Origin of the sequence: Pseudomonas serboccidentalis (genome assembly GCF_028830055.1) — a bacterium.
Taxonomy (GTDB): domain Bacteria; phylum Pseudomonadota; class Gammaproteobacteria; order Pseudomonadales; family Pseudomonadaceae; genus Aquipseudomonas; species Aquipseudomonas serboccidentalis.
Genome location: NZ_CP101655.1, coordinates 1257753 through 1282225 on the forward strand (window position 1 = coordinate 1257753; position 24473 = coordinate 1282225).

The window sequence follows — 24473 nt, forward strand, 5'->3', positions numbered from 1 at the left end:
TCAATCAACCCGTGCCATCATGATTCAAGCCAAACCTGGCTTGTGTGCGTGTGTCTGGTTGTTAATTTAAATCCAGACAACTACAAAAGCCCTTGTCAGCGTTATTACGTTGTTTGACATCGGCCTTATTCAACAAACTTTAAAAGCACAACTTCATCATGAAAAATGTTTACTTGCTCAGCAACGTGGCGGATGGTGGCAAAACATATCTCGAGTATCTGATTCCAGCGCTCAACTCGCTTCGACAAAAGTATAATTGTGTCGTACTTAATACTGATCGTACCGGCTTAAGCAGAGAGGAAGTCGAAGCCGTCCTCGATTTCCCGGTAAAGCAGATTGGCAATGACTTCATTGCAAGCCTGAAATCGCAGGTTGTCATTTCAAATGACGCCTATGCCGGACGTCTGCTGGACCATTCAAATTTTGGCATCTTCATCAGTCACGGCAATGTCGGGATGCCGGCCAAAGACAAGTATTACTACGCTGAGCTGACCTCTTACTGGGATGCAATCATCTCTTCATCCAGGTCGGGCTTTGATTTGATTACCGCCGGACTGCAGGCATACCGTCGCGACAGAAAGGCCCTGAAAACAATGTTGATCGATGGACTGGCCTTGCGTTCGGACATGCGCAACACCAGTCCCGTGGCTACGCTGCCCGTCAAGATTCCCGGTATCTTCGAATCATCACCGCCATCGAAAAAAACTTCGGACGACTATGTCGTAGGGCTTCTGCCGACCCAACTGGGTATCTGCCCGAACGGGGCAACACTGTATGAAAACCTGCAGACCGTCATCAATGCAGTCAAATCGCAAATTCCCCACGCAACCTTCATCTTGCGTCCGTACATGGCCGAACTTTCCCATCCGACCGTGAAAGCGTTGTGCGAAGAACTGTCTGCCTATGACTGGATAACCATCGACAAGGCAGGAACCAGCAGCACGGTTTTCTACACACAATGCGACACGGTCATCACCGACGCATCCACCGGTGGTGTGTCGTTCATGCTCAACACCTGCAAGCTGCCGATTTATTACGTGCCCTTTACCGAAGAGAGCAATCTCACGGTCGACGCCTGGCTAAAGCAAATGGACACCCTGTTGCCAATTGCCAGAAGCAGCAATGAACTCAAAGACATGGCATCCGGGTTCAGCCTGCTGGCACGAGAAGACAGTTACTACATATACAACAAGTTCTACCAGGCACAATACAGCGACTTGCCCCTGCCTCAGGAAGTGTTCCACGACTTGATTGAATATCGGCACGAGTCGAAGTACTGCCCGCTGTCGATTGACTCTTTCGGGGACATTAACGAACGGGACAAACATTAAAATAAAGCACGCCTGACCTCATGCGAGAAAACAGCCTGCCGATACACTCGATTCGAACACAAGTCAGAACGCTATGAAATGTGAAGCTGGTGGACAGGTAATCTGGATTACGGGCCTTTCAGGAGCGGGCAAGTCAACGCTGGCCCGTGAATTCGTCACCCGACTCCGCACTGCAGGACAATCGGTGGTCATGCTCGATGGTGATGAGTTGCGCGAGGTATTCGGCGCAGCCGCCGCCAACTCACAAAACCATGGCCGTGAAGGACGACTGGCGCTGGCGCTGCAATATGCCCACTTGTGCCGAATGATCGCCGCGCAAGGCCAGACCGTGGTGATCGCAACGATATCGCTGTTTCACGAAGTCCATGCCTGGAACCGCGCCCACCTGCCCGGCTATTTCGAAGTTTATTTGAAGGTCCCGGTCGAGGAGTTGCGTCGCCGAGACCCGAAGGGAATCTACCGACGATTCGATGCCGGGGAACTGCACAACGTTGCCGGGCTTGATCTGACCGTTGATGAACCGCAAGCGGCAGACTGGCTTGTAGAGTTCGACCCTCAGCGCTCCAGGCAAAGTCTGGCAGAAGATTTGATCAATAAAATTTATAGAAGGAACTGAGTATGAAAACCGAATGGGACTACACCACCCTGGCCGATGCCTATTTGAAGCGCCCTGACTACGCCGATGCCGCCATTGACGCCATGCTCTCGATCGCTGGCGCCGAGCAAGGCGACAAGTTCTGCGACGTCGGCGCGGGTGTTGCACACTTGACGCTGATGCTGGCCGCCCGTGGCCTGGATGTCACTGCGGTAGAACCCAACGATGCGATGCGCGCCAACGGCATCAAACGCACCGCCGAGCTGGCCAATGTCAAATGGCACGAAGGCACCGGCGAAGTGACCGGGCAGGCCGCGCAGACATTCGACATGGTCACGTTCGGCAGCTCCTTCAATGTCTGCGACCGTCAGCAGGCGCTCAAGGAAACCGCGCGCATTCTCAAGCCCCGTGGCTGGTTTGCCTGCATGTGGAACCACCGCAATCTGGAAGATCCGATTCAGGCGCGCATCGAAACCATCATAAAAGAGCGCGTCGCCGGCTATGGCTACGGCACCCGTCGTGAAGATCAGACGGCCGTGATCGATGCCAGTCAGCTGTTCGGCCCGGTCGTACACCTGGATGCGCGGGTCATCCACGAGCAATCCATCGCAGAGTGCCTGGAAGCCTGGCGCTCCCACGCCACGCTGGAGCGCCAGGCGGGCGCGAAATTTCACGAAGTCATCAGCGCCATCGATGATTACCTGCAAAGCCTGCAGACGCCGTCGATCCAGATCCCGTACTCGACGAATATCTGGGTCGCTCAGCTGAGATAACGCCTGATGGCCCTGCATTTCTCTACCAAGGCCGGCACCTTGTCGCGCCTGCAAGGGCGGCTCGTGTCTGCGCGCATTGCGCCGCTGCTCGCGTTCACCGTGGAGCAGTGGCACGCGGATCGGCGCGCCTGCATTCAGGATATCCGGGGCCGGCTGCCTGCCCCCTCCTGGATCGTGCGCTCCAGCTGTGGCCGCGAAGACAGCGCCCAGGCTTCCTTCGCCGGCGCCTTTCTCTCGGTGCCGAATATCGAGGAAGCAGGGCTAGAGTCGGCGGTTGAACAGGTCATCGCCAGTTATGGCGAGGCGCACCTGAGCGATGAGGTGCTGATTCAGCCCATGCTCGGCAACGTGATTCGTTCCGGCGTGGCGTTTTCCCACGACCCGAATACCTGCGCGCCGTACCGTGTGGTGAACTGGTCGGAAGGTGACGACACCGCATCGGTCACCGGCGGCATGGGTGGACGGCTCTGGCAGCAGGCGGCGCACAGCCCCGCTTCACCGCCTGCGGCCCTCTCACCGATCATTGCTTTGCTTGAGGATCTGCTGGAACTGTTCGGCGGTAACCCCGTCGACTGCGAGTTCGCGGTGACGCGCGAAGCCGAAGGAGAGACCTTGTGGCTGTTGCAGGCTCGACCGTTGATTCTGCCTGCACCGGCAGAGTCCGAAGCCGCGCAGGCTGCCCGCCTGCAAAGTATCGAGCGCAAAGTCGCGCGCGGCATGCGCCCGCATCCTTTCCTGATCGGCCAGCGCACAGTCTACGGCGTGATGCCCGACTGGAACCCGGCAGAGATCATCGGTATTCGCCCCAAACCACTGGCGCTGTCGCTGTATCGCGATCTGGTGACCGACTCCATCTGGGCTTACCAACGCCACAACTATGGCTACCGCAACTTGCGCAGCTTCCCGCTGATGCCGCATTTTTTCGGTTTGCCGTATATCGATGTGCGCCTGTCGTTCAACTCCTTCATTCCGGCTGACCTTGATGAGGGACTGGCCGGACGGCTGGTCGACTACTACATCGATCGCTTGCTGGCGGAGCCGACCCTGCATGACAAGGTGGAGTTCGAGATCGTTTTCTCTTGCTACACCCTAGACCTTTCGCAACAACTGGAGCGCCTGGCCAGTGCTGGCTTCTCCGGACACGAACTGGAGGCCATCAGCTCCAGTCTGCGCAAACTGACCAACCGCATCGTGCATCCCAAGGATGGTTTGTGGCGCAGCGACGCCAACAAACTCGACGTGCTCAATGCCCGCCGCGAAGAGCTGCTGACATCCAACGCCGATCCGCTGGAACGCATCTACTGGCTGCTGGAAGATGCAAAACGCTACGGCACCCTACCCTTCGCCGGCCTGGCCCGGGCGGGTTTCGTTGCGGTGCAGATGCTCAGGTCACTGGTCAGCGTGGGTGTGTTCTCGCAGGCCGACTACGACGCGTTCATGGCCGGTGTCTCAACCGTCAGCGGTCAGTTGGCCCGTGATCGCGCGACGCTCGACAAGACAACCTTCCTGGCACGCTACGGGCACCTGCGTCCGGGCACCTACGACATTCTGTCGCCACGCTATGACGAAGCACCGGAACTCTATTTCGACTGGGACCAGCGGCCAGCGGCCCCCGAGCCACTGCAACCGTTTTCGCTGACGCTGCCGCAGATGCGCGAGATCGTGAAACTGCTCGAAGCCCATGGCCTGCAACCGGATCCGGTGGGGCTGCTGGACTTTCTGCAAAACGGTATCGAGTTGCGCGAGCTGGCCAAGTTTCATTTCACTCGCAACCTCTCGGATGCCCTGGCGCTGATCGCGCAAGTCGGCGCCGAGTACGGCATCGACCGCGAAGAGCTGGCCTATTGTGATATCAGCGCCTTCCAGGAATTGCACGTTGCCGCCGCCGATCCAAAAGACGTGCTGCTGCGCAGTATCGAACAAGGCAAGGCGCGCTACGCTGAAACGCTGAAGGTTTCCCTGCCGCCCGTGATCACCTGCCCGGAAGACGTCTGGAGCTTCGAGTGGCCGGAAACGGCGCCCAACTTCATCACGCAAAAACGTGTGACGGCACCCGTGGTGCAATGCGATGACCGGGAAAAACTGGCCGGGGCGATTGTCTGCATACCCAACGCGGATCCAGGCTTCGACTGGTTGTTTGCTTACCCGATTGCCGGGCTGATTACCGCATGGGGCGGAGCCAATTCGCACATGGCGATTCGGGCCGGTGAACTCGGCCTGCCGGCCGTCATTGGCGCTGGAGAAGTGCTTTACCGGCGCTGGTCGACGGCGGATATCCTGCATCTGGATTGCCCGGGCCGCAGGGTGGAGATGATGACATGAGGCGAGTCGCTGTCAGCCAGCGAGTGGACCTGCATCCGGAGCGCGGCGAAAGCCGCGACGCCCTGGATCAGCGCCTGATCGGCTTTCTGCTGGCGGCGGGGTTCATCCCCTTGCCGGTGCCCAACGGATTGGTCGATGCCAGCCTCGATCGCTGGCTGGCCGCAATATCGCCTCAGGCATTGCTGTTGTCCGGTGGCAACGACATCGGCCAGTGCCTGGCCCGCGATCACACGGAGACGCGCCTGCTCGATCACGCACGCTCCCGCAATCTGCCAGTACTGGGCATCTGCCGCGGCATGCAGATGCTGGGGCATTGGGCAGGTAGCGAACTGAAAGCGGTCAGCGGGCACGTGCGCACCCGGCATCGCTTGTCCGGCCAGATCGTCGCCGAGGTGAACAGCTACCACCACCAGTCTCTCGCCAGTTGCCCGCAGGACTTTGAAGTCCTGGCGCGCAGCGAAGACGGCGAAATCGAAGCGATCCGGCATCGTTCTATGCCTTGGGAAGGCTGGATGTGGCACCCGGAACGCGAGACGAATTTCGCGGCCCATGATGTTCAGCGTATACGCCAGTTGTTCGGCGAAACCGATTCCACTCAAACAACTCAAGGGACAGACGTTTCGTGAAAGCCATTATTCTGGCTGCCGGACGTGGCAGCCGCATGAAAAGCCTCACCGATGAACGCCCAAAGTGTCTGGTCGAATTGCGCGGCAAACCCTTGCTCGAATGGCAACTGCAATCGCTGCGTGCAGCAGGCATCAGTGAAATTGCGGTGGTAACCGGCTACAAACGCGAATTGTTGGCCGACCGGGGCCTGACCGAATTTCATAACCCTCGTTGGGCAGACACCAACATGGTGTCGTCACTGGCCTGCGCCGAAGTCTGGCTTGAGGGCCAGCCGTGCATCGTCAGTTATTCGGATATTTTTTACAGCCCGGACGCCGTCAGGTCGTTGATGACCAGCCAAGCGTCGTTGGCCGTCACCTACGACCCCAACTGGCTGGAGTTGTGGACCCAACGTTTTGGCGACCCACTGCTGGATGCCGAAACGTTCCGGCTCAATAGCGACGACACGCTGGCCGAAATCGGCAACAAACCGCAATCGGTGGAGGAAGTCGAGGGCCAGTACATGGGGTTGCTGCGCTTCACGCCCGCAGGTTGGGCAGAAGTCGTGCGGCTACGCGGCGAATTAACCTCAAGCCAGTGCGACAAGATGCACATGACCAATACCCTGCAGCGTGTCATCGACGCCGACCGGGTAGCGATCGAGGCCGTTGCCTATTCAGGAGAATGGGGAGAGGTCGACTCCAGCGAAGACCTCTCCGCGTACCAGTAACCGGCACGCCGCATCAGCGAAACCGATCAACCTCGGAGCGCAGATCGGCCGCCAGCTTCTCCAGTTCCTTGGCGGTGACCGCCAGGTTGGAAACCACTTCGCGCTGCTCACTGTTGGCCAGCGCAATGCTCTGCAGATTGCTGCTGAGCAACGTCGCGGTGCTGCTCTGCTCCTGCGTCGCCGTGGTAATCGCCGCAAACTGCTGCCCTGCCGAACGGCTCTGTTCGTCGATCCGTGCCAGCGCCGAAGCAACGTTGGCGTTGCGCGACAGGCCTTCCTGCATCAGCACGTTGCCCTGCTCCATGGTGCTGATGGCATTGCCGGTTTCCTGCTGGATGCTGTGGATCATCCCGGAGATTTCGTCAGTCGCCTGACGGGTGCGCGAAGCGAGGTTGCGCACTTCGTCAGCCACCACCGCAAAGCCACGACCCTGCTCACCGGCCCGCGCCGCTTCGATGGCTGCATTGAGTGCCAGCAGGTTGGTCTGTTCGGCAATCGAAGTGATCACGCTGACGATGCCGCCGATTTCCTGCGAGCGCTGACCCAGGGTATTGATCACGGTAGCCGTGGTGTTCAGTGCGCCAGCAATTTGCTCCAGCGAGGAAGAAGCCTCTTCCATCGAGGTGCGGCCAATCTGGGTCTGCTGGGCATTTTCCTGGGCCAGACGCTGGGTGTTGCCCATGTTATCGGCGATATTCAGCGAGGTGGCGCTGAACTCTTCCACTGCGCCGGCCATGCTGGTGATTTCCCCGGACTGCTGCTCCATGCCTTCGTACGCGCCACCGGACAAACCGGACAGCGCCTGCGCCCGGCGGTTGACCTCTTCGGAGGCGCGGCGGATGTGCTCGACCATGGTCGACAGCGCTTGGCTCATCTGGTTGAACGCGCGGGACAGCTGACCGATTTCGTCGTTGCTCGACACGTTCAGACGCACGCTCAGATCACCGGCGCCCAGGGCTTCGGCCTGGCGCACCAGATCACTCAGGGGCGCCAGTTTGCTGCGCAGCAACCACACCACCGAACCCACGGCCAGCAGCATCGCCAGCAGACTGCCGATCGCCAGTTGCGTGCCGACGCTCCAGGTCACCGCGCGAATCTCGGCTTTAGGCATGCTTGCCACTACCGCCCAAGGGCCACCGTCGAATGGCACCGAAACGCTGTAGAAATCTTCGTTCTTGTCGCTCCAGAACTGGCCTTTGCCTGGGGTTTTGGCCAGGCCGCCGATCACCGTAACCGCCTGTTCCAACGCCTGTACACCCGCTGGTGCCACCAGCCATTTGTTCTGCTCATCGAGCAGCGCCAGAGAACCGGTCTGACCGATGCGGAAGCGCTTGAGGTTGTCGAACTGGGCGTTCTGCGCGTCGGTGTAGTCGAAACCGACGAACAACACCGCAATCACCTTGCCGCTGCTGTCGCGCACCGGGGTGTATTGGGTCATGTAGGAACGATCGAACAGCAAGGCGCGACCGACATAGCTCTGTCCCGCCATCAACTTCGCATAGGCCGGGTGCGCATGATCGAGCAAGGTGCCGATGGCACGCGTACCGTCCTGTTTGGTCAGCGAGGTGCTGACCCGCACGAAATCTTCGCCGCTGCGTACGAACAGCGTGGCGACGCCGGCCGTCATCTGCTTGAACTCGTCGACTTCCTTGAAGTTGTTGTTCAGGACTTCGCTGCCCAGGTGCAGGCCCGGGGTCTGGGTACCTGCCACAGACACCGGCTGATCCGGATGAATGCTCAGGCCCGCGCTGAAGCGCTTCTCGAACAACCCGCTCAGACGCTGGGTGCTCTCGCGCAGCGTGCCGTGGAAGGTGCTCAACTGGTCGGCCAGCAGCCGCGCTTCACTGGCGAGGTGCTCTTCACGGGTGGCGAGATTGGCGGTATCCAGCGAACGCAGGGCGAACACCGTACTGCCACTGATGACAATCGCCAGTATCACAGCAAGGGCAAAGCCCAGCTGCGAGGCGATCCGGGCACGAGGTTGAGACATGGACAGCTCCTGGCCGAGCCACTGGATCCTCCTTGATCGCAGCGCCTGCTCGGAAAATTCTAATAATGGGGGGGTGAAATCGTGGAGACCGGCACGACGGTCCCACATGCTCATTTTCGGCGGTAAAACCGAATACTTGAGTAATTGACGGGGTTATGGCTCAAGGCCATCATTGTGGCGACTCGAACGTTTCAGCTCAAGCGCTTGACCACCGGCAGCGTCATCGCGCGCACTTCGCCTTGCAGGAAGTCGCTGAGGCGGCGCAAACGTTCACCTCCCGGACGGGTTTTCGGCCACACCAGGTAGTAATTCAGTCCGCTGGCGACGGCAGTCGGCCATGGCAGACTCAAGCGCCCTTGCGCCACATCTTCGGCCACCATCAGCAGATCGCCCATCGACACACCGTAACCCCGCGCCGCCGCGATCATCCCCAGTTCCAGGGTATCGAACACCTGCCCGCCCTTGAGCGAGACCTGATCGGACAGCCCCATGTGTTCCAGCCAACTGCGCCAGTCACGCCGGTCCGGGGTCGGGTGCAGCAACTCGGTGGAGGCCAGCCGGGCCACATCCCAGGGTTGATCATTCAGCAGGTTCGGCGCACCGACGGGAATCAGCTCTTCGGGAAACAGCAGGCTGGCTTCCCAGTCTGGCGGGAAGTGCCCATCACTGAGCAGCACCGCGCAATCGAAGGGCTCGTTGTTGAAGTCCACAGAATCCACGTCCATCCACGCGCTGGTCAGTTGCACTTCGTTACCCGGTTGCAGATGACGAAAGCGACTGAGCCGCGCCAGCAACCAGCGCATGGTCAGGGTCGACGGCGCTTTCATGCGCAGGATGTCGTCCTCGGCGCGCAAGGTGTTGCAGGCGCGTTCAAGGGCAGCAAAGCCGTCGCGAATCCCCGGCAACAGCATCCGCGCCGACTCGGTGAGCTGCAGGTTGCGGCCGCTGCGGTGGAACAGCTTGCAGGCGAAATGCTCTTCAAGCGTACGAATGTGCCGACTCACCGCACTCTGGGTGATCGACAACTCCTCGGCAGCGCGGGTGAACGAGCTGTGCCGCGCCGCCGCTTCGAATGCGCGCAGGGCATACAAGGGAGGAAGACGACGAGACATTCGCAAAGCTCCTATAGCGGGTTGCGGACAACTTAGCAGAATCTGTTCTGGATGAGTTTTAATCATGCCACCCATCCTTTTTATCCCTTTGTGCGAAAGCGTTTAAGCGCCGAGAATCGACGGTTCCTTGCTCCCTCTTTCAATGAGTGGTGATGTCCATGCAGCATCCTGTGCGTACCGAACTCTGGGCCATCCTGCGGCTGGCGGGGCCGTTGATTGCTTCACAGTTGGCGCACATGTTGATGGTGCTGACCGACACCCTGATGATGGCGCGCCTGAGTCCCGAAGCCCTGGCCGGCGGCGGGCTGGGGGCGGCGAGTTATTCGTTTGTGTCGATCTTCTGCATCGGCGTGATCGCGGCAGTCGGCACTCTGGTGGCGATCCGTCAGGGCGCTGGCGACATCATCGGCGCGGCGCGCCTGACTCAGGCCGGTTTGTGGCTGGCGTGGCTGATGGCGCTGGGCGCCGGGCTGCTGTTGTGGAATCTGAAACCGGTGTTGCTGCTGTTCGGCCAGACCGAAACCAACGTCAACGCCGCCGGGCAATTCCTGATTGCCCTGCCCTTCGCCCTGCCTGGCTACCTGAGCTTCATGGCCCTGCGCGGCTTTACCAGTGCGATTGGCCGGGCGACCCCGGTGATGGTAATCAGCCTCGGCGGCACCGTGGCCAACTTCCTGCTCAATTACGCGCTGATCACCGGCATGTTCGGCCTGCCGAAACTGGGGCTGACGGGCATTGGGCTGGTCACGGCGATTGTCGCCAACTGCATGGCGCTGGCCCTCGCGTGGCACATCCGCCGGCACCCGGCCTACGACGCTTACCCGTTGCGCGCCGGCCTGTCGCGGCCGAACCGCCAATACCTCAAAGAACTGTGGCGCCTCGGTCTGCCGATTGGCGGCACCTACGCAGTAGAAGTCGGTTTGTTCGCCTTCGCCGCGCTGTGCATGGGCACCATGGGCAGCACACAGCTGGGCGCACACCAGATTGCCCTACAGATCGTTTCGGTGGCGTTCATGGTGCCCGCCGGTATGTCGTATGCAATCACCATGCGCATCGGCCAGCACTATGGGGCCGGGCAACTGCTCGATGCGCGGATGTCCGGGCGGGTCGGGATCGTGTTCGGCGCGGTGGTCATGCTGGGATTCGCCATGGTGTTCTGGCTGTTGCCGAATCAGTTGGTCGGCTTGTTCCTCGATCACAACGATCCGGCGTTTGCCGAAGTGATTCGTCTGGCTGTGAGCCTGCTGGCGGTGGCGGCATGGTTCGAGCTGTTCGACGGCACACAGACGATCGCCATGGGCTGCATTCGCGGGCTCAAGGATGCAAAAACCACATTCCTGGTCGGCCTCGGTTGCTACTGGCTGATCGGCGCGCCGGCGGCGTGGTGGATGGCGTTCCACCTCAATTGGGGGCCGACCGGCGTCTGGTGGGGTCTGGCGCTGGGGCTGGCGTGTGCGGCAGTGAGTCTGACGCTGGCGTTTGAATGGAAGATGAAGCGGATGATTCGGCTGGAGCCGGTTCCACAGAGGTTCGAAGCCGTTCGCGCGGATTAAGATCAAAAGATCGCAGCCTTCGGCAGCTCCTACAGGGGAACGCATTCCAATAGTGTAGGAGCTGCCGAAGGCTGCGATCTTTTAAATAGCCTCAACCAGGTTTTGCTGGCTGGCGCCGAAGGTCAGGTACTCCACCAGTTCCGCCAACGGCAACGGCCGGCTGATCAGATAACCCTGCACTTGATCGCAGCCAAAGCCGCGCAGCAAATCCAGCTGTTCAGGCGTTTCCACCCCTTCGGCCACCACTTCCAGATGCAGGTTGTGCGCGAGATTGATCATCGCGTGCACCAGTTTGCGGTTCTCTTCGCGCTGTTCCATGCCACCGACGAAGCTCTTGTCGATCTTCAGCAAGGTGATCGGCAGGCTGTTGAGGTGCACGAACGACGAGAACCCGGTGCCGAAATCATCCAGCGAGAAACGCACGCCGAGGCGGCCGAGAGCGTCCATGGTCTGTTTGACCAGATCGCTGCGACGCATCACGGCGGTCTCGGTCAGCTCGAATTCCAGCCACTGCGCTTCAACACCACGCTCGGCGATCAAACGGCTGAGCGTCGGTAGCAACTGGCTGTCCTGAAACTGGCGGAACGACAGGTTGATCGCCATGTGCAGCGCCGGCAGCCCGCGCTCGCGTAGCGCCTGCATGTCGCGCAGGGCCCGGGATATCACCCAGTATCCCAGCGGCACGATCAAACCGCTCTGCTCGGCCAGCGGCACGAACTCGCTCGGCGGCAGCAGACCGCGCTCGCCATGGCGCCAGCGCACCAGGGCTTCGAGACCGACGATCTGGCCGTCCGCCAGATTCAGGCGTGGCTGGTAGTGCAGCTCCAGTTCATCGCGACGCAAGGCGCGACGTAGCTCGCTTTCGAGGTCGGCCATGCTCCGTGCATTGCGGTTGATGCGTTCGTTGAAGATATGGAAAGTGCAGCCCTGGGTGCTTTTGGCTTGCTGCATGGCGATGTGCGCGTGCCACATCAGCGGGTCGGCGCCCCCTTGTGCACGGGCATGGGCGATGCCGAGGCTGGAGCCGATCAACAGGCTTTCGCCATCGACCCAATACGGTTCGGACAAGGCTTCGGTGATGCGTTCGGCCATCCATTCAGCGCGTTGCGGCGCACGACGGGTGTCGATCAGCAAGGCGAACTCGTCGCTGCCCAGCCGCGCCAGTTGATCACCCGCCTCCAGCTGGCTTTTCAGCCGCGCGACGACCTGCAGAATCAGACGGTCACCGGCCTGATGGCCGAGGGCGTCGTTGGCGTGACGGAAGTTGTCGAGATCGAGATGCCCGAGGGCCAGGCCACGCCCGTCGTTTTCTGCCAGGCGCGCCGCGAGCAAGGTCTGGAACCCCTGACGATTGGCGATGCCGGTCAACGGATCCTGTTCGGCGAGGCGTTGCAGGGTGTTTTCCAGCACGCCGCGCTCACGCACATGGCGCAGGCAACGGCGCAGCATGCCGGCGTCGACGGCGTCGAACACCAGCCAGTCGCTGACGCCAACGGGCGCGGTGGCCGGTTCGTGTTCCAGCAGCAACACCGTCGGCAGGCTGCAACGGCCCGGGGCCGGCTGCAACGCGGGGACGGTCAACAACACCGCATGGCGGTTGTCGTCGAACAAACTGCTGACCGACTCCCAGCTCGGCGCGCTGATCAGCACCGCCGCGCTCCCCATCGGAGCCAGACACTCGCGCAATAACGCTGTCCACGCTGGCGCTTCGGCCAGTAGCAGCAAACGCAAGGGTTCGACAGGCGTAGACAAGCTAGCTCCCTAGACTCTGCAATGATGTGGGCGGGGCATTATGCCGTTGCGATGTTCAATGACAACGATTATCAGAACGTTATTTTGTGTCATGAATGAGAACATTAGCCGCAAAATCACCGCGCATCCTCCGCGAAAGTAACAAAACCGGCAAATTTGAATCGCGTGGTGCGTCACAAGTCGGAGAGAGCAGCACAAATCGCTGAGCCTGTTAAAATGCCGGCCCATTTCGTCAACGACTCCCGAATTTTCGTATGTCCCGACTCAATCCCCGGCAGCAAGAAGCCGTGAACTACGTCGGCGGCCCTCTATTGGTGCTCGCCGGCGCTGGCTCCGGCAAGACCAGTGTGATCACCCGCAAGATCGCGCACCTGATCCAGAACTGCGGCATCCGCGCCCAGTACATCGTCGCCATGACCTTTACCAACAAGGCCGCGCGCGAGATGAAGGAGCGGGTCGGCACCCTGCTGCGCGCCGGCGAAGGTCGCGGCCTGACGGTCTGCACGTTCCACAACCTGGGCCTGAACATCATCCGCAAGGAACACGTGCGGCTGGGCTACAAACCCGGTTTCTCGATCTTCGACGAGACCGACGTCAAAGCCCTGATGACCGACATCATGCAGAAGGAATATGCGGGCGACGACGGCGTCGACGAGATCAAGAACATGATCGGCGCCTGGAAAAACGACCTGATCCTGCCGCCGCAGGCGCTGGAGAACGCGCGCAATCCGAAAGAACAGACCGCCGCCATCGTCTACACCCACTATCAGCGCACGCTCAAGGCGTTCAACGCGGTGGACTTCGACGACCTGATCCTGCTGCCGGTAAAGCTCTTCGAAGAACACGCCGACATCCTCGAAAAGTGGCAGAACAAGGTGCGTTACCTGCTGGTGGACGAATACCAGGACACCAACGCCAGCCAATACCTGCTGGTGAAAATGCTGATCGGCAAGCGCAACCAGTTCACCGTGGTAGGCGACGACGACCAGTCGATCTACGCCTGGCGCGGTGCGCGGCCGGAAAACCTGATGTTGCTCAAGGACGACTACCCGTCTCTGAAAGTAGTGATGCTGGAGCAGAACTACCGCTCCACCAGTCGCATTCTGCGCTGCGCCAACGTGCTGATCTCGAACAACCCGCACGAATTCGAAAAGCAGCTGTGGAGTGAAATGGGCCACGGTGACGAGATCCGCGTGATCCGCTGCCGCAACGAGGACGCCGAAGCCGAGCGCGTGGCCATGGAAATCCTCAGCCTGCACTTGCGCACCGACCGCCCGTACAGCGATTTCGCCATCCTTTATCGCGGTAACTATCAGGCCAAGCTGATCGAGCTGAAACTGCAGCACCATCAGGTGCCATACCGCCTGAGCGGCGGCAACAGCTTCTTCGGCCGTCAGGAAGTGAAGGACCTGATGGCCTACTTCCGCCTGATCGTGAACCCGGATGACGACAACGCCTTCCTGCGGGTGATCAACGTGCCGCGCCGGGAAATCGGCTCCACGACCCTGGAAAAACTCGGTAACTACGCCACCGAACGCAAGATCTCGATGTACGCCGCCACCGACGAAATCGGCCTGGGCGAACATCTGGACAGCCGCTTCACCGATCGCCTGTCGCGCTTCAAGCGCTTCATGGACAAGGTCCGTGAACAGTGCGCCGGCGAAGACCCGATCTCGGCGCTGCGCAGCATGGTCATGGACATCGACTACGAGAACTGGCTGCGCACCAACAGTTCCAGCGACAAGGCCGCGGACTACCGGATGAGCAACGTCTGGTTCCTCATCGAAGCGTTGAAGAACACCCTGGAAAAAGACGAAGACGGCGAGATGACCGTCGAGGACGCCATCGGCAAACTGGTCCTGCGCGACATGCTGGAGCGTCAGCAGGAAGAAGAGGACGGCGCCGAAGGCGTGCAGATGATGACCCTACATGCGTCCAAGGGCCTGGAATTCCCTTACGTGTTCATCATGGGCATGGAAGAGGAAATCCTCCCGCACCGTTCCAGCATCGAAGCCGACACCATCGAAGAAGAACGCCGCCTGGCCTACGTGGGCATCACCCGCGCACGACAGACCCTGGCCTTCACCTTCGCCGCCAAACGCAAACAGTACGGCGAGATCATCGATTGCGCGCCAAGCCGCTTCCTCGATGAGCTGCCGCCGGACGATCTGGCGTGGGAAGGCAACGACGACACACCGACCGAAGTCAAAGCCGTACGCGGCAATAGCGCACTGGCTGATATACGCGCGATGTTAAAGCGCTAGAATTGACCACTTTTTACTAGACCTTCGGCGCACAAAGCGCCAAATGAGGACAGCTTCATGGAAGCATTGCACCAGAAAATCCGCGAACAAGGCATTGTGCTTTCCGACCAGGTCCTGAAGGTCGACGCCTTCCTGAACCACCAGATCGACCCGGCCCTGATGAAGCTGATCGGCGACGAATTCGCCACGCTGTTCAAGGATTCGGGAATCACCAAGATCGTCACCATCGAAGCCTCGGGCATCGCCCCGGCGATCATGACCGGTCTGAACCTCGGCGTGCCGGTGATCTTCGCCCGCAAGCACCAGTCCCTGACCCTGACTGAAAACCTGCTGTCGGCAACCGTTTACTCGTTCACCAAGCAGACCGAAAGCACTGTGGCCATCTCTCCACGTCACCTGACCAGCAGCGACCGCGTGCTGATCATCGACGACTTCCTGGCCAACGGCAAAGCGTCCCAGGCGCTGATTTCGATCATCAAGCAGGCCGGCGCCACCGTCGCCGGCCTGGGCATCGTGATCGAGAAGTCGTTCCAGGGCGGCCGTGCCGAGCTGGATGCGCAGGGCTACCGCGTTGAATCGCTGGCTCGCGTCAAATCGCTGAAAGATGGCGTTGTCACCTTCATCGAGTGACCCGCCACACCGCATTACCCTTGTAGGAGCTGTCGAGTGAAACGAGGCTGCGATCTTTTGATCTGATTTTTGAAATCAACATCAAAAGATCGCAGCGTGCCGCAGCTCCTACAGGTTTTGCGGTGGGCGGTTAGTGCGCGGTGGCCTTCAGGCCAGTGAGCAACAAACGCTGAAACAGGTCTTCCTTCAGGCCTTCCGGGCTGCTGAGCTGCATCCGCTCCAGATGCTCGGGATACAACGAAGCCTCCGGCGCATCCAGCGCAGCCTTGCCCAGTTCCAGAATCTCGGTCAGCTTGAACTTGCTCTTCAGCCAGTTCAGCGCCCGCAACAGATCCCGCTCGATCGCCGTGAAATCACAGCCCAACGGATACTCCGGAAACAGATTCGGATGCCTGGCGGCAATTGCCTGCAAGCGTTGCGGTGTGTTCTCGGCAAAACGTGGATCGAGGCGGAAATCCTTCGGCAGCTTGCCGACCTTCTGCGCCTGTTCGATCAGCCCCGGCTGGAAGCGTGAGTCGCTGATATTGAGCAGTGCTTCGATCACCACCGCATCGGACTTGCCGCGCAAATCGGCGATGCCGTACTCGGTGACCACGATGTCACGCAGGTGCCGTGGAATCGTGCAGTGGCCGTACTCCCAGACAATGTTCGAGCTGACCTCGCCGCCGGACTCGCGCCAGCTGCGCAGGATCAGAATCGAGCGCGCATCGTGCAGCGCATGGCCTTGGGCAACGAAGTTGTACTGCCCGCCAACACCGCTGAGTACCCGCCCGTCTTCCAGTTGATCGGCCACGCCTGCGCCCATGAGCGTCATGGTGAACACGGTGTTGATGAACCGTGCATCGAGGCGCTGCAAGCGCTTCAACTCTTCCTGCCCGTACAGCTCGTTGATGTAGCTGATGCGGGTCATGTTGAATTCGAGGCGTTTGCTCTGCGGTAACTCACGCAGGCGCTCGTAGAAACTGCGCGGGCCGAGGAAGAAACCGCCGTGCACCGAGATGCCATCGGTTTGCGCCGCTTCATCGAGGGTGCCGGCGTTGGCCTGTTCCTGAGTCTGCACGTCGGGGTAGACCTTGCGCCGAATGATCCCGGCGTCCGCCAGCACCAGCAGGCCGTTGACGAACATTTCGCTGCAGCCATACAAGCCTTTGGCGAACGGTGCGGTGCCGCCCTCGCGCTCAATCAACTGCGCCCACTGGCTGAGGTTTATGTCATTGAGCAAGGCCTGATAACCGGCGTTGTCCGCTTGCCGCGCCAGCAATGCGGCGGTCAGCGCATCGCCCATCGAGCCGATGCCGATCTGCAACGTGCCGCCGTCGCGCACCAACGTGCTGGCGTGCAGGCCGATGAAGTGATCCTGAAAACCCACCGGCATGTTCGGCGTGGAAAACAGCGTGCTGCTGTCCTTCGCGTCGATCAGCAAGTCGAAGGTGTCGATATCGACCTCGGCATCGCCGGGCATGTACGGCAAATCGGTGTGCACCTGGCCGACCAGCAGAATGGTCTCCCCTGCTTCGCGGCGCCTGGCAATCATCGGCAACAGGTCGAGGGTGATGTCCGGATTGCAGCTCAGGCTCAGGCGGTCAGGGTGTTCGCTGCTGCTGGCCAGCAACTGCGCCACCAGGTTGAGGCCGGCGGCGTTGATGTCACGGGCGGCGTGGCTGTAGTTGCTGCTGACGTAATCCTGCTGCGCCGGCGCGCTGTTGAGCAGGCTGCCGGGCTGCATGAAGAACTGTTCGATACGGATGTTGGCGGGCAGGCTGTCACGCTGCAGGTCGGCGAGGAAATCGAATTCAGGGTAGTCACCGAACACGCGCTCGACGAAGGGTTCGATGAAGCGTTTTTGCAATCCGTCGCCCAGCGTCGGCCGACCCAGGCACAGCGCGGTGTAGATCGTCAGTTGTCGCTCGGGCAGGCCCTTGATGCGCCGGTACAGCGCATTGACGAAGTGATTGGGCTTGCCCAGCCCCAGCGGCATGCCCATATGAATATGCGCCGGCAAGCGTGCGAGCACGTCGTCCACTGCCTGTTCGATCGAACACAACTGCACCATCTGAAGCCTCCTGCCCGTTCCGTGAATAGAGGTAGACCGAGCTTGCCTCGACTTTGCTGCAAAGGACAGCCCAAGCCGCGAGTCACGGGCACAAAAAAACCGTCCGAAGACGGTTTTTTTCATCAGAAGCGCGCCTTATTTCAGGCCGGACATCTTCTGGATCGCACCTTTCAACTCGTCATCCGAGCAATCGGCGCAGGTGCCTTTCGGTGGCATCGAGTTGATGCCGGTGATGGCTTTGGCCAGAATGCCGTCGAGGCCGCCCTGGTGATCGGCACGGTCTTTCCACGCGGCGGTGTCACCGATTTTCGGTGCGCCCAACAGACCCGTGCCGTGGCAAGCGTTGCAATGTTTTGCAATCACTTCATCAGGCGTTTTCGCACCACCGCCGCCGCCAGCGGAGGCAGCCACGTCCATCCCTTTGCATTCCTGCCCCTGAACGCACACCTGGCCGACCGGCTCGAGGCGCTTGGCAATGTCGTCATTCGTCGCAGCTTGAGCGCTGACAGCCCAGAGGGCCAGTACGGTTGCTGGTGCGGCCAGCATTTTCATAATTAGGTTCACGCGTTCACCCTCAATGGTGGCTATTCACGCCTGCGGCCACGGTTCGCAGGCGGGCGCAAGTATAGCGGGTAGCCCGCCACACTGAAACAACCCCATAGTCGAAGGGGTTATACCGCGCAGTGGAAAACTCATCGAACGCCTTCACCGTCATGGCCTGGCGCCTCTCTGTTCAAAAATTCGCCGGCGTGGCTGCGCTGATTAGTCGCGCAGGCGCGTCGAACGGATTACGGAAACGATGCGGCTTGGTACTTTCAAAGTAGTAGCTGTCGCCGGCTTCGAGAATAAAAGTTTCCAGACCCACCACCAGCTCCAGACGACCTTCCACCAGAATCCCGGTTTCCTCGCCTTCATGGGTGAGCATTTCTTCGCCGGTATCAGCACCCGGCGGGTAGATTTCGTTGAGGAACGCGATAGCCCGGCTCGGGTGTGCGCGGCCGACCAGCTTCATGGTCACGGCGCCGTCGGAGATGTCGATCAGCTCGTTGGCCTTGTAGACGATCTGGGTCGGGATGTCCTGCAGGATTTCTTCGGAAAAGAACTCGACCATGGACATGGGAATCCCGCCCAGAACCTTCCTCAGCGAACTGATCGAAGGGCTGACGCTGTTCTTTTCGATCATCGAAATGGTGCTGTTGGTGACGCCCGCGCGTTTGGCGAGTTCACGCTGGGAAAGCCCTTTGAGCTTGCGGATCGATTGCAGTCGTTCACCGACGTCCAAGGCGGGAGCCTCCTGATGTTGTAAGAATATTGAGCGTTATCATGGCGACAGCGTTCAGTATTTACAACACTTGGCCCCCGCAGCGGCGTCAACCCTCGGAATAGAGCCTTGGCACTCGACGCAGATTGCAGAAGATCTGATACGGAATGGTGTCCGCCCACTTTGCCACTTCGCTGGCGAGGATGTTTTTGCCCCACAGCTCAACGGTCGAACCGAGGTCCGCTTCCGGCACCTCGGTGAGGTCGATACAGAGCATGTCCATCGACACGCGGCCAAGAATCCGGCTGCGTTTACCGGCCACCAACACTGGTGTGCCGGTCGGTGCCTGACGCGGGTAGCCATCGGCATACCCCATGGCGACCACGCCGATACGCATCGGCTTGTCGGTGATGAACTTGGCGCCATAGCCGATCGGCTCACCGGCGGGCAGTTCACGCACGCAGATGACTTTCGATTCGAGAGTCATCACCGGTTGCAGGCGCTCGGCCACGGCGTTGGCTTCCTCGAACGGCGTCGCGCCGTAGAGCATGATGCCCGGGCGCACCCAGTCGCTGTGAATCTGCGGCCAACCGAGCACGGCCGGCGAGTTGCGCAAACTGACTTCGGCGGCGAGGCCCTGACGCGCCGCCTCGAACACCGCCACCTGATCGGCGCTGCTCTGCTCGTGCAGCTCATCGGCGCGGGCGAAGTGGCTCATCAGCACGATCTTCGCCACTTTGCCGCTGGCCAGCAGGCGTTGATAGGCTGCCGGGTAATCCTTCGGATGCAGACCCACGCGGTGCATGCCCGAATCGAGCTTGAGCCACACGGTGATCGGTTTGCTCAATGCCGCCTGCTCGATCGCTTCGAGCTGCCACAGCGAATGGACCACGGTCCAGAAATCATGCTCGACGATCAGCGCCAGTTCATCGGCTTCGAAGATCCCTTCGAGCAACAGCACCGGGGCCTTGATGCCGGCCGCACGCAGCTCCAGCGCTTCTTCGATGCAGGCGACGGCAAACCCGTCGGCCTCGGCTTCCAGCGCCTGGGCGCAACGCACCGCGCCGTGACCGTAGGCATCAGCCTTGATCACCGCCAGCGCCTTGGCGCCGGTGACTTCGCGGGCAATTCGATAGTTGTGGCGCAAGGCTTGAAGATCGATCAGGGCACGGGCAGGACGCATGGCGGCAGACTTCTAGGCGGTCATGGGAAGAAAAACCGGCGCTGGCTGACGACGTGAACCGCCAACAGCACCGGGAGAGGGATCTTTGAAACGGTTACGGCAACGCGGCGACGATGGAGATCTCGACCAGAATGCTCGGCTTGGCCATCTTCGCTTCGACGGTAGCGCGGGCCGGTGCGGCGCCTTTGGGCAGCCACTGGTCCCACACCGAGTTCATCCCGGCAAAGTGCGCCTCGATGTCGTTCAGGTAGATCGTCGCCGACAGCAGATGCTGCTTGTCAGTCCCGGCCAGATCCAGCAAACGCTCGATATTGGCGAGCACGTCGCGGGTCTGCTGTTCGACCCCGGCGTTGAAGTCGTCGCCGACCTGTCCGGCCAGATACACAGTGCCGTTGTGGGTGACGATCTGACTCATGCGCTCATTGGTGAGCTGGCGCTGGATTGCCATGTTTTGCGGACTCCTGAGGCTTGTTGCCATAACGGGAAATATCGAGGCCTTCGGCGCTGATCTGCGGTTTTTTCTTCGCCATCAGATCGGCCAGCAAACGACCGGAACCGCACGCCATGGTCCAACCCAGGGTGCCGTGACCGGTATTGAGGAACAGGTTCTTGAACGGCGTGGCGCCAACGATCGGCGTGCCGTCCGGCGTGGTCGGACGCAGGCCGGTCCAGAAACTCGCCTCGGCCAGATTGCCGCCCTGAGGATAAAGGTCGTTGACGATCATCTCCAGGGTTTCGCGCCGACGCGGGTTCAGCGACAGGTCAAAACCGGCGATCTCCGCCATGCCACCGACGCGGATACGGTTGTCGAAACGGGTGATCGCGACCTTGTAGGTCTCGTCGAGAATGGTCGAAGTCGGGGCCATGTCCGGGTTGGTGATCGGCACGGTCAACGAGTAACCCTTGAGCGGATACACCGGGGCCTTGATGCCCAGCGGCTTGAGCAGTTGTGGCGAGTAGCTGCCGAGGGCCAGCACGTAGCGGTCGGCGGTTTCCAGCTTGCCGTCGATCCATACGCCGTTGATGCGGTCACCGGCGTAGTCGAGGCGCTGGATGTCCTGGCCGAAGCGGAATTCCACACCGAGTTTCACAGCCATTTCGGCCAGGCGCGTGGTGAACATCTGGCAGTCGCCAGTCTGGTCGTTCGGCAGACGCAGGGCGCCGGCGAGGATGTCGGTGACATTGGCCAGGGCCGGCTCGACGCGGGCGATGCCGGCGCGGTCGAGGACTTCAAACGGTACGCCGGATTCTTTCAGCACGGCGATGTCTTTGGCGGCGCCATCGAGCTGCGCCTGAGTGCGGAACAGTTGCGTGGTGCCGAGGCTGCGGCCTTCGTAGGCGATGCCGGTTTCCGCACGCAGTTCGTCGAGGCAGTCGCGGCTGTATTCGGACAGACGCACCATGCGCTCCTTGTTCACCGCGTAACGGCTGGCGGTGCAGTTGCGCAGCATCTGCGCCATCCACAGGTACTGGTCAATGTCGGCGGTGGCCTTGATCGCCAGCGGCGCGTGGCGTTGCAGCAACCACTTGATAGCCTTGAGCGGCACGCCCGGGGCGGCCCACGGCGAGGCATAACCCGGCGACACCTGGCCGGCGTTGGCGAAACTGGTCTCCATGGCCACGGCTGGCTGCCGGTCGACCACCACTACCTCAAACCCGGCACGGGCCAGATAGTAAGCACTGGCGGTACCGATGACGCCGCTACCCAAGACCATTACGCGCATTTTTGTATCCCTCATCGCGGCAGGGCCGCGTACGTCTGTTGTTAGAGCAATGATGCGCGCAGTGTAAAAAAGAATGGGCAGTGCATTTCACTATATAAGCGCCTATATTTGGCGACAATTCTCGGCAAAAACCCTTTTCACGGAGGCGCATCCCCTATGCGTACCAACACTCAGACCAAACGTGAGCTGGACAAGATCGACCGCAACATCTTGCGGATACTGCAGGCGGATGGACGGATATCGTTTACCGAACTCGGGGAGAAGGTCGGCCTGTCCACCACGCCGTGTACGGAACGGGTACGGCGGCTGGAGCGCGAGGGAATCATCATGGGCTACAACGCCCGCCTCAATCCGCAGCATTTGAAGGGTAGCCTGCTGGTGTTCGTCGAGATCAGCCTCGACTACAAATCCGGCGACACTTTCGAAGAGTTCCGACGCGCGGTGCTGAAACTGCCGCACGTGCTGGAATGTCATTTGGTGTCAGGGGATTTCGACTACCTGGTGAAGGCGCGGATTTCCGAGATGGCCTCGTACCGCAAATTGCTCGGCGACATTCTGTTGAAGCTGCCGCATGTGCGCGAGTCCAAGAGCTATATCGTGATGGAAGAGGTGAAAGAGAGCCTGAACCTGCCGATTCCGGACTGAGATTTGGAAGATCAAAAGATCGCAGCCTTCGGCAGCTCCTACAGGAGAACGCATTTCTTTGTAGGAACTGCCGAAGGCTGCGATCTTTTCAGACCAGCACCTGCCGATTCGAAGCCATGTATTCGAAGATCTGCTTTTCAACGCGCGGATGTATCAGCTCCACCGGCCGTCGCCCATTCGGGCACGGCAGCGTTTTGGTGGTACCGAACAACCGGCAGACCATTGGCCGCTCCTCATACACCGTGCAACCATTCGGCCCCAGGTGCACACAGTTCAGCGCCTCCATCGCCGCATCCTGCTCGGCGCGAGTCTTGCGCGGCAGGCGCGACATTTCTTCCGGCGAGGTGGTCACCGGCCCGCAGCAGTCATGGCAGCCCGGCACGCAGTCGAACGTGGGGATCTGCTGACGCAGGTCGCGAATTGTCTGGCGGTTGCAACTCATCGAAACAGTAACCCACAGGAAATAGGCGGCGATTGTGCCGCAAAAGCCGTGATCCAGACAGTAACGGCCGACCAGTGTTGCCCGTCTTCGGGCGTGCGGCTTATGCTCCGTCAAATTTTCTCGACACTCAGCCGTTGGACAATGCCCATGAATGCCCGCGCCCGAACCTTCGCGAGCCAACCCCACGTTGCCTCTTACTATGCCGCCAGCAGCCTGCCGCAGCCTGATCATCCGCAGCTGCTGGGTGAAGTGATTGCCGACGTGTGCGTGGTCGGCGGCGGGTTTTCCGGGCTGAACACCGCGCTGGAACTGGCCGAGCGCGGCCTCAGCGTGGTGTTGCTGGAAGCGCACCGGATCGGCTGGGGCGCCAGCGGTCGCAACGGTGGGCAGTTGATTCGCGGGGTCGGTCACGGTCTCGATCAGTTCGCCAACGTCATCGGCACCGATGGCGTACGCCAGATGAAACTCATGGGTCTGGAAGCGGTGGAAATCGTCCGTCAGCGCGTCGAACGTTGGCAGATCCAGTGCGACCTGACCTGGGGCTACTGCGACCTCGCCAACAAATCTGCCGACCTCGAAGGCTTTGCCGAAGAAGCCGAAGAACTGCGCGGCCTCGGCTATCGCTACGAAACCCGCTTGCTGCAAGCCGACCAGATGCACACCGTGGTCGGCTCCAAACGCTACGTCGGCGGCTTCATCGACATGGGCTCGGGGCATCTGCACCCGCTGAACCTGGCGCTGGGCGAGGCCGCCGCCGCGCAGCAAATGGGCGTCAAACTGTTTGAACAGTCGGCCGTCACGCGCATCGATTACGGCCCTGAAGTTCGTGTGCACACCGCGCAAGGCTCAGTACGCGCCAAGACATTGGTACTGGGCTGCAACGCTTATCTTAATGACCTCAACCCGCAACTCAGCGGCAAGGTGCTGCCGGCCGGCAGCTACATCATCGCCACCGAGCCGTTGAGCGAAGAGCAGGCCAACGCCCTGCTGCCGCAAAACATGGCGGTCTGCGATCAGCGGGTGGCGCTGGATTACTACCGGCTCTCGGCGGATCGCCGTCTGCTGTTCGGCGGCGCCTGCCATTACTCGGGGCGCGATCCAAAGGACATTGGTGCGTACATGCAGCCGAAGATGCTCGAAGTCTTTCCGCAACTGGCCGGGGTGAAGATCGACTATCAGTGGGGCGGCATGATCGGCATCGGCGCCAACCGTTTACCGCAGATTGGCCGGCTCAATGATCAGCCGAACGTGTATTACGCCCAGGCCTATTCCGGACACGGGGTCAACGCCACACACCTGGCAGGCAAGCTGCTGGCCGAGGCGATCAGCGGTCAGCACAGCGGCGGGTTCGACCTGTTCGCCAAGGTGCCGCACATCACCTTCCCGGGCGGCAAGCATCTGCGCTCGCCGTTGCTGGCGCTGGGGATGTTGTGGCATCGGCTCAAAGAGCTGGTCTGAAAGCCGCTGCCCCTGTAGGAGCTGCCGCAGGCTGCGATCTTTTGATCTT

General features: G+C 60.6%; 21 protein-coding genes. 11 read left to right on the top strand and 10 right to left on the bottom strand.

All coding sequences use genetic code 11. The features are described 5' to 3' along the window. Positions 1–158 precede the first annotated feature (158 nt). From NN484_RS05805 to NN484_RS05830, 6 genes are all read left to right on the top strand, one after another. Entirely contained in the window at positions 159–1331 is a 1173-nt protein-coding gene (locus NN484_RS05805) for a hypothetical protein (RefSeq protein ID WP_215500562.1), read from the top strand. Positions 1332–1404: 73 nt separating this feature from the next. Continuing rightward, complete coding sequence (locus NN484_RS05810; RefSeq protein ID WP_215500561.1) at positions 1405–1947, top strand: adenylyl-sulfate kinase; 543 nt, start codon at positions 1405–1407, stop codon at positions 1945–1947. A gap of 2 nt (positions 1948–1949) precedes the next feature. Then, entirely contained in the window at positions 1950–2699 is a 750-nt protein-coding gene (locus tag NN484_RS05815; RefSeq protein WP_215500560.1) for a class I SAM-dependent methyltransferase, read from the top strand. A 6-nt stretch (positions 2700–2705) separates the two neighbouring features. Further along, positions 2706–5021, top strand: a complete 2316-nt coding sequence (locus NN484_RS05820) for a PEP-utilizing enzyme (RefSeq protein WP_274658716.1) — start codon at positions 2706–2708, stop codon at positions 5019–5021. Next, complete coding sequence (locus NN484_RS05825; RefSeq protein WP_215500558.1) at positions 5018–5647, top strand: gamma-glutamyl-gamma-aminobutyrate hydrolase family protein; 630 nt, start codon at positions 5018–5020, stop codon at positions 5645–5647. The genes NN484_RS05820 and NN484_RS05825 overlap by 4 nt, the downstream gene beginning before the upstream one ends. Continuing rightward, on the top strand, positions 5644–6357 hold the full coding sequence (locus NN484_RS05830; protein WP_215500557.1) for a phosphocholine cytidylyltransferase family protein: 714 nt from the start codon (positions 5644–5646) through the stop codon (positions 6355–6357). The genes NN484_RS05825 and NN484_RS05830 overlap by 4 nt, the downstream gene beginning before the upstream one ends. 13 nt (positions 6358–6370) lie before the next feature. Here NN484_RS05830 and NN484_RS05835 read toward each other — a convergent pair whose 3' ends face one another. Then, positions 6371–8347, bottom strand: coding sequence for a methyl-accepting chemotaxis protein (locus NN484_RS05835; RefSeq protein WP_274658717.1), 1977 nt, complete (start codon positions 8345–8347; stop codon positions 6371–6373). Between the two features lie 191 nt (positions 8348–8538). Then, positions 8539–9459 carry a LysR substrate-binding domain-containing protein gene (locus NN484_RS05840; RefSeq protein WP_215500556.1) on the bottom strand — a complete coding sequence of 307 codons (921 nt, stop codon included), beginning with the start codon at positions 9457–9459 and terminating at the stop codon, positions 8539–8541. A 158-nt stretch (positions 9460–9617) separates the two neighbouring features. On the opposite strand from NN484_RS05840, the gene NN484_RS05845 reads away from it, so the two are divergent. Beyond that, on the top strand, positions 9618–11012 hold the full coding sequence (locus NN484_RS05845) for a NorM family multidrug efflux MATE transporter (protein ID WP_127648139.1): 1395 nt from the start codon (positions 9618–9620) through the stop codon (positions 11010–11012). An 81-nt stretch (positions 11013–11093) separates the two neighbouring features. On the opposite strand, the gene NN484_RS05850 is transcribed toward NN484_RS05845, so the two are convergent. After that, the gene (locus tag NN484_RS05850; RefSeq protein ID WP_127648067.1) at positions 11094–12764 is read right to left on the bottom strand and encodes a putative bifunctional diguanylate cyclase/phosphodiesterase; all 1671 of its coding nucleotides are present in this window, start codon (positions 12762–12764) and stop codon (positions 11094–11096) included. A gap of 254 nt (positions 12765–13018) precedes the next feature. Here NN484_RS05850 and rep point away from each other — a divergent pair, with 254 nt between their 5' ends. Continuing rightward, entirely contained in the window at positions 13019–15028 is a 2010-nt protein-coding gene (gene rep / locus NN484_RS05855; RefSeq protein WP_025113231.1) for a DNA helicase Rep, read from the top strand. A 57-nt stretch (positions 15029–15085) separates the two neighbouring features. Next, the gene (locus NN484_RS05860) at positions 15086–15658 is read left to right on the top strand and encodes a xanthine phosphoribosyltransferase (RefSeq protein WP_077044775.1); all 573 of its coding nucleotides are present in this window, start codon (positions 15086–15088) and stop codon (positions 15656–15658) included. Between the two features lie 130 nt (positions 15659–15788). On the opposite strand, the gene NN484_RS05865 is transcribed toward NN484_RS05860, so the two are convergent. The 6 genes from NN484_RS05865 to dadA form a co-directional block, all read right to left on the bottom strand. Beyond that, positions 15789–17711: an acetyl-CoA hydrolase/transferase C-terminal domain-containing protein gene (locus NN484_RS05865; RefSeq protein WP_274658718.1), complete on the bottom strand. Its 1923-nt coding sequence runs from the start codon at positions 17709–17711 to the stop codon at positions 15789–15791. A 135-nt stretch (positions 17712–17846) separates the two neighbouring features. After that, positions 17847–18263, bottom strand: coding sequence for a c-type cytochrome (locus NN484_RS05870; RefSeq protein WP_274659278.1), 417 nt, complete (start codon positions 18261–18263; stop codon positions 17847–17849). A gap of 181 nt (positions 18264–18444) precedes the next feature. Continuing rightward, positions 18445–18993, bottom strand: coding sequence for a cupin domain-containing protein (locus NN484_RS05875; RefSeq protein WP_274658719.1), 549 nt, complete (start codon positions 18991–18993; stop codon positions 18445–18447). A gap of 88 nt (positions 18994–19081) precedes the next feature. Continuing rightward, positions 19082–20155: an alanine racemase gene (alr, locus tag NN484_RS05880; protein ID WP_274658720.1), complete on the bottom strand. Its 1074-nt coding sequence runs from the start codon at positions 20153–20155 to the stop codon at positions 19082–19084. A 94-nt stretch (positions 20156–20249) separates the two neighbouring features. Next, the gene (locus NN484_RS05885) at positions 20250–20603 is read right to left on the bottom strand and encodes a RidA family protein (protein ID WP_041071962.1); all 354 of its coding nucleotides are present in this window, start codon (positions 20601–20603) and stop codon (positions 20250–20252) included. Next, positions 20575–21879 (bottom strand): D-amino acid dehydrogenase, encoded by a 1305-nt coding sequence (dadA, locus tag NN484_RS05890; protein WP_025112723.1) that lies wholly within the window; start codon positions 21877–21879, stop codon positions 20575–20577. Before dadA ends, NN484_RS05885 begins: the two co-directional genes overlap by 29 nt. Before the next feature lie 156 nt (positions 21880–22035). Between dadA and NN484_RS05895 the strand changes: the two genes are divergently transcribed. Beyond that, positions 22036–22524 carry an Lrp/AsnC ligand binding domain-containing protein gene (locus tag NN484_RS05895; RefSeq protein ID WP_003206849.1) on the top strand — a complete coding sequence of 163 codons (489 nt, stop codon included), beginning with the start codon at positions 22036–22038 and terminating at the stop codon, positions 22522–22524. Between the two features lie 88 nt (positions 22525–22612). On the opposite strand, the gene NN484_RS05900 is transcribed toward NN484_RS05895, so the two are convergent. After that, entirely contained in the window at positions 22613–22966 is a 354-nt protein-coding gene (locus NN484_RS05900) for a YkgJ family cysteine cluster protein (protein WP_215500553.1), read from the bottom strand. A 147-nt stretch (positions 22967–23113) separates the two neighbouring features. On the opposite strand from NN484_RS05900, the gene NN484_RS05905 reads away from it, so the two are divergent. Then, on the top strand, positions 23114–24424 hold the full coding sequence (locus NN484_RS05905; RefSeq protein ID WP_215500552.1) for an NAD(P)/FAD-dependent oxidoreductase: 1311 nt from the start codon (positions 23114–23116) through the stop codon (positions 24422–24424). Positions 24425–24473 lie beyond the last annotated feature (49 nt).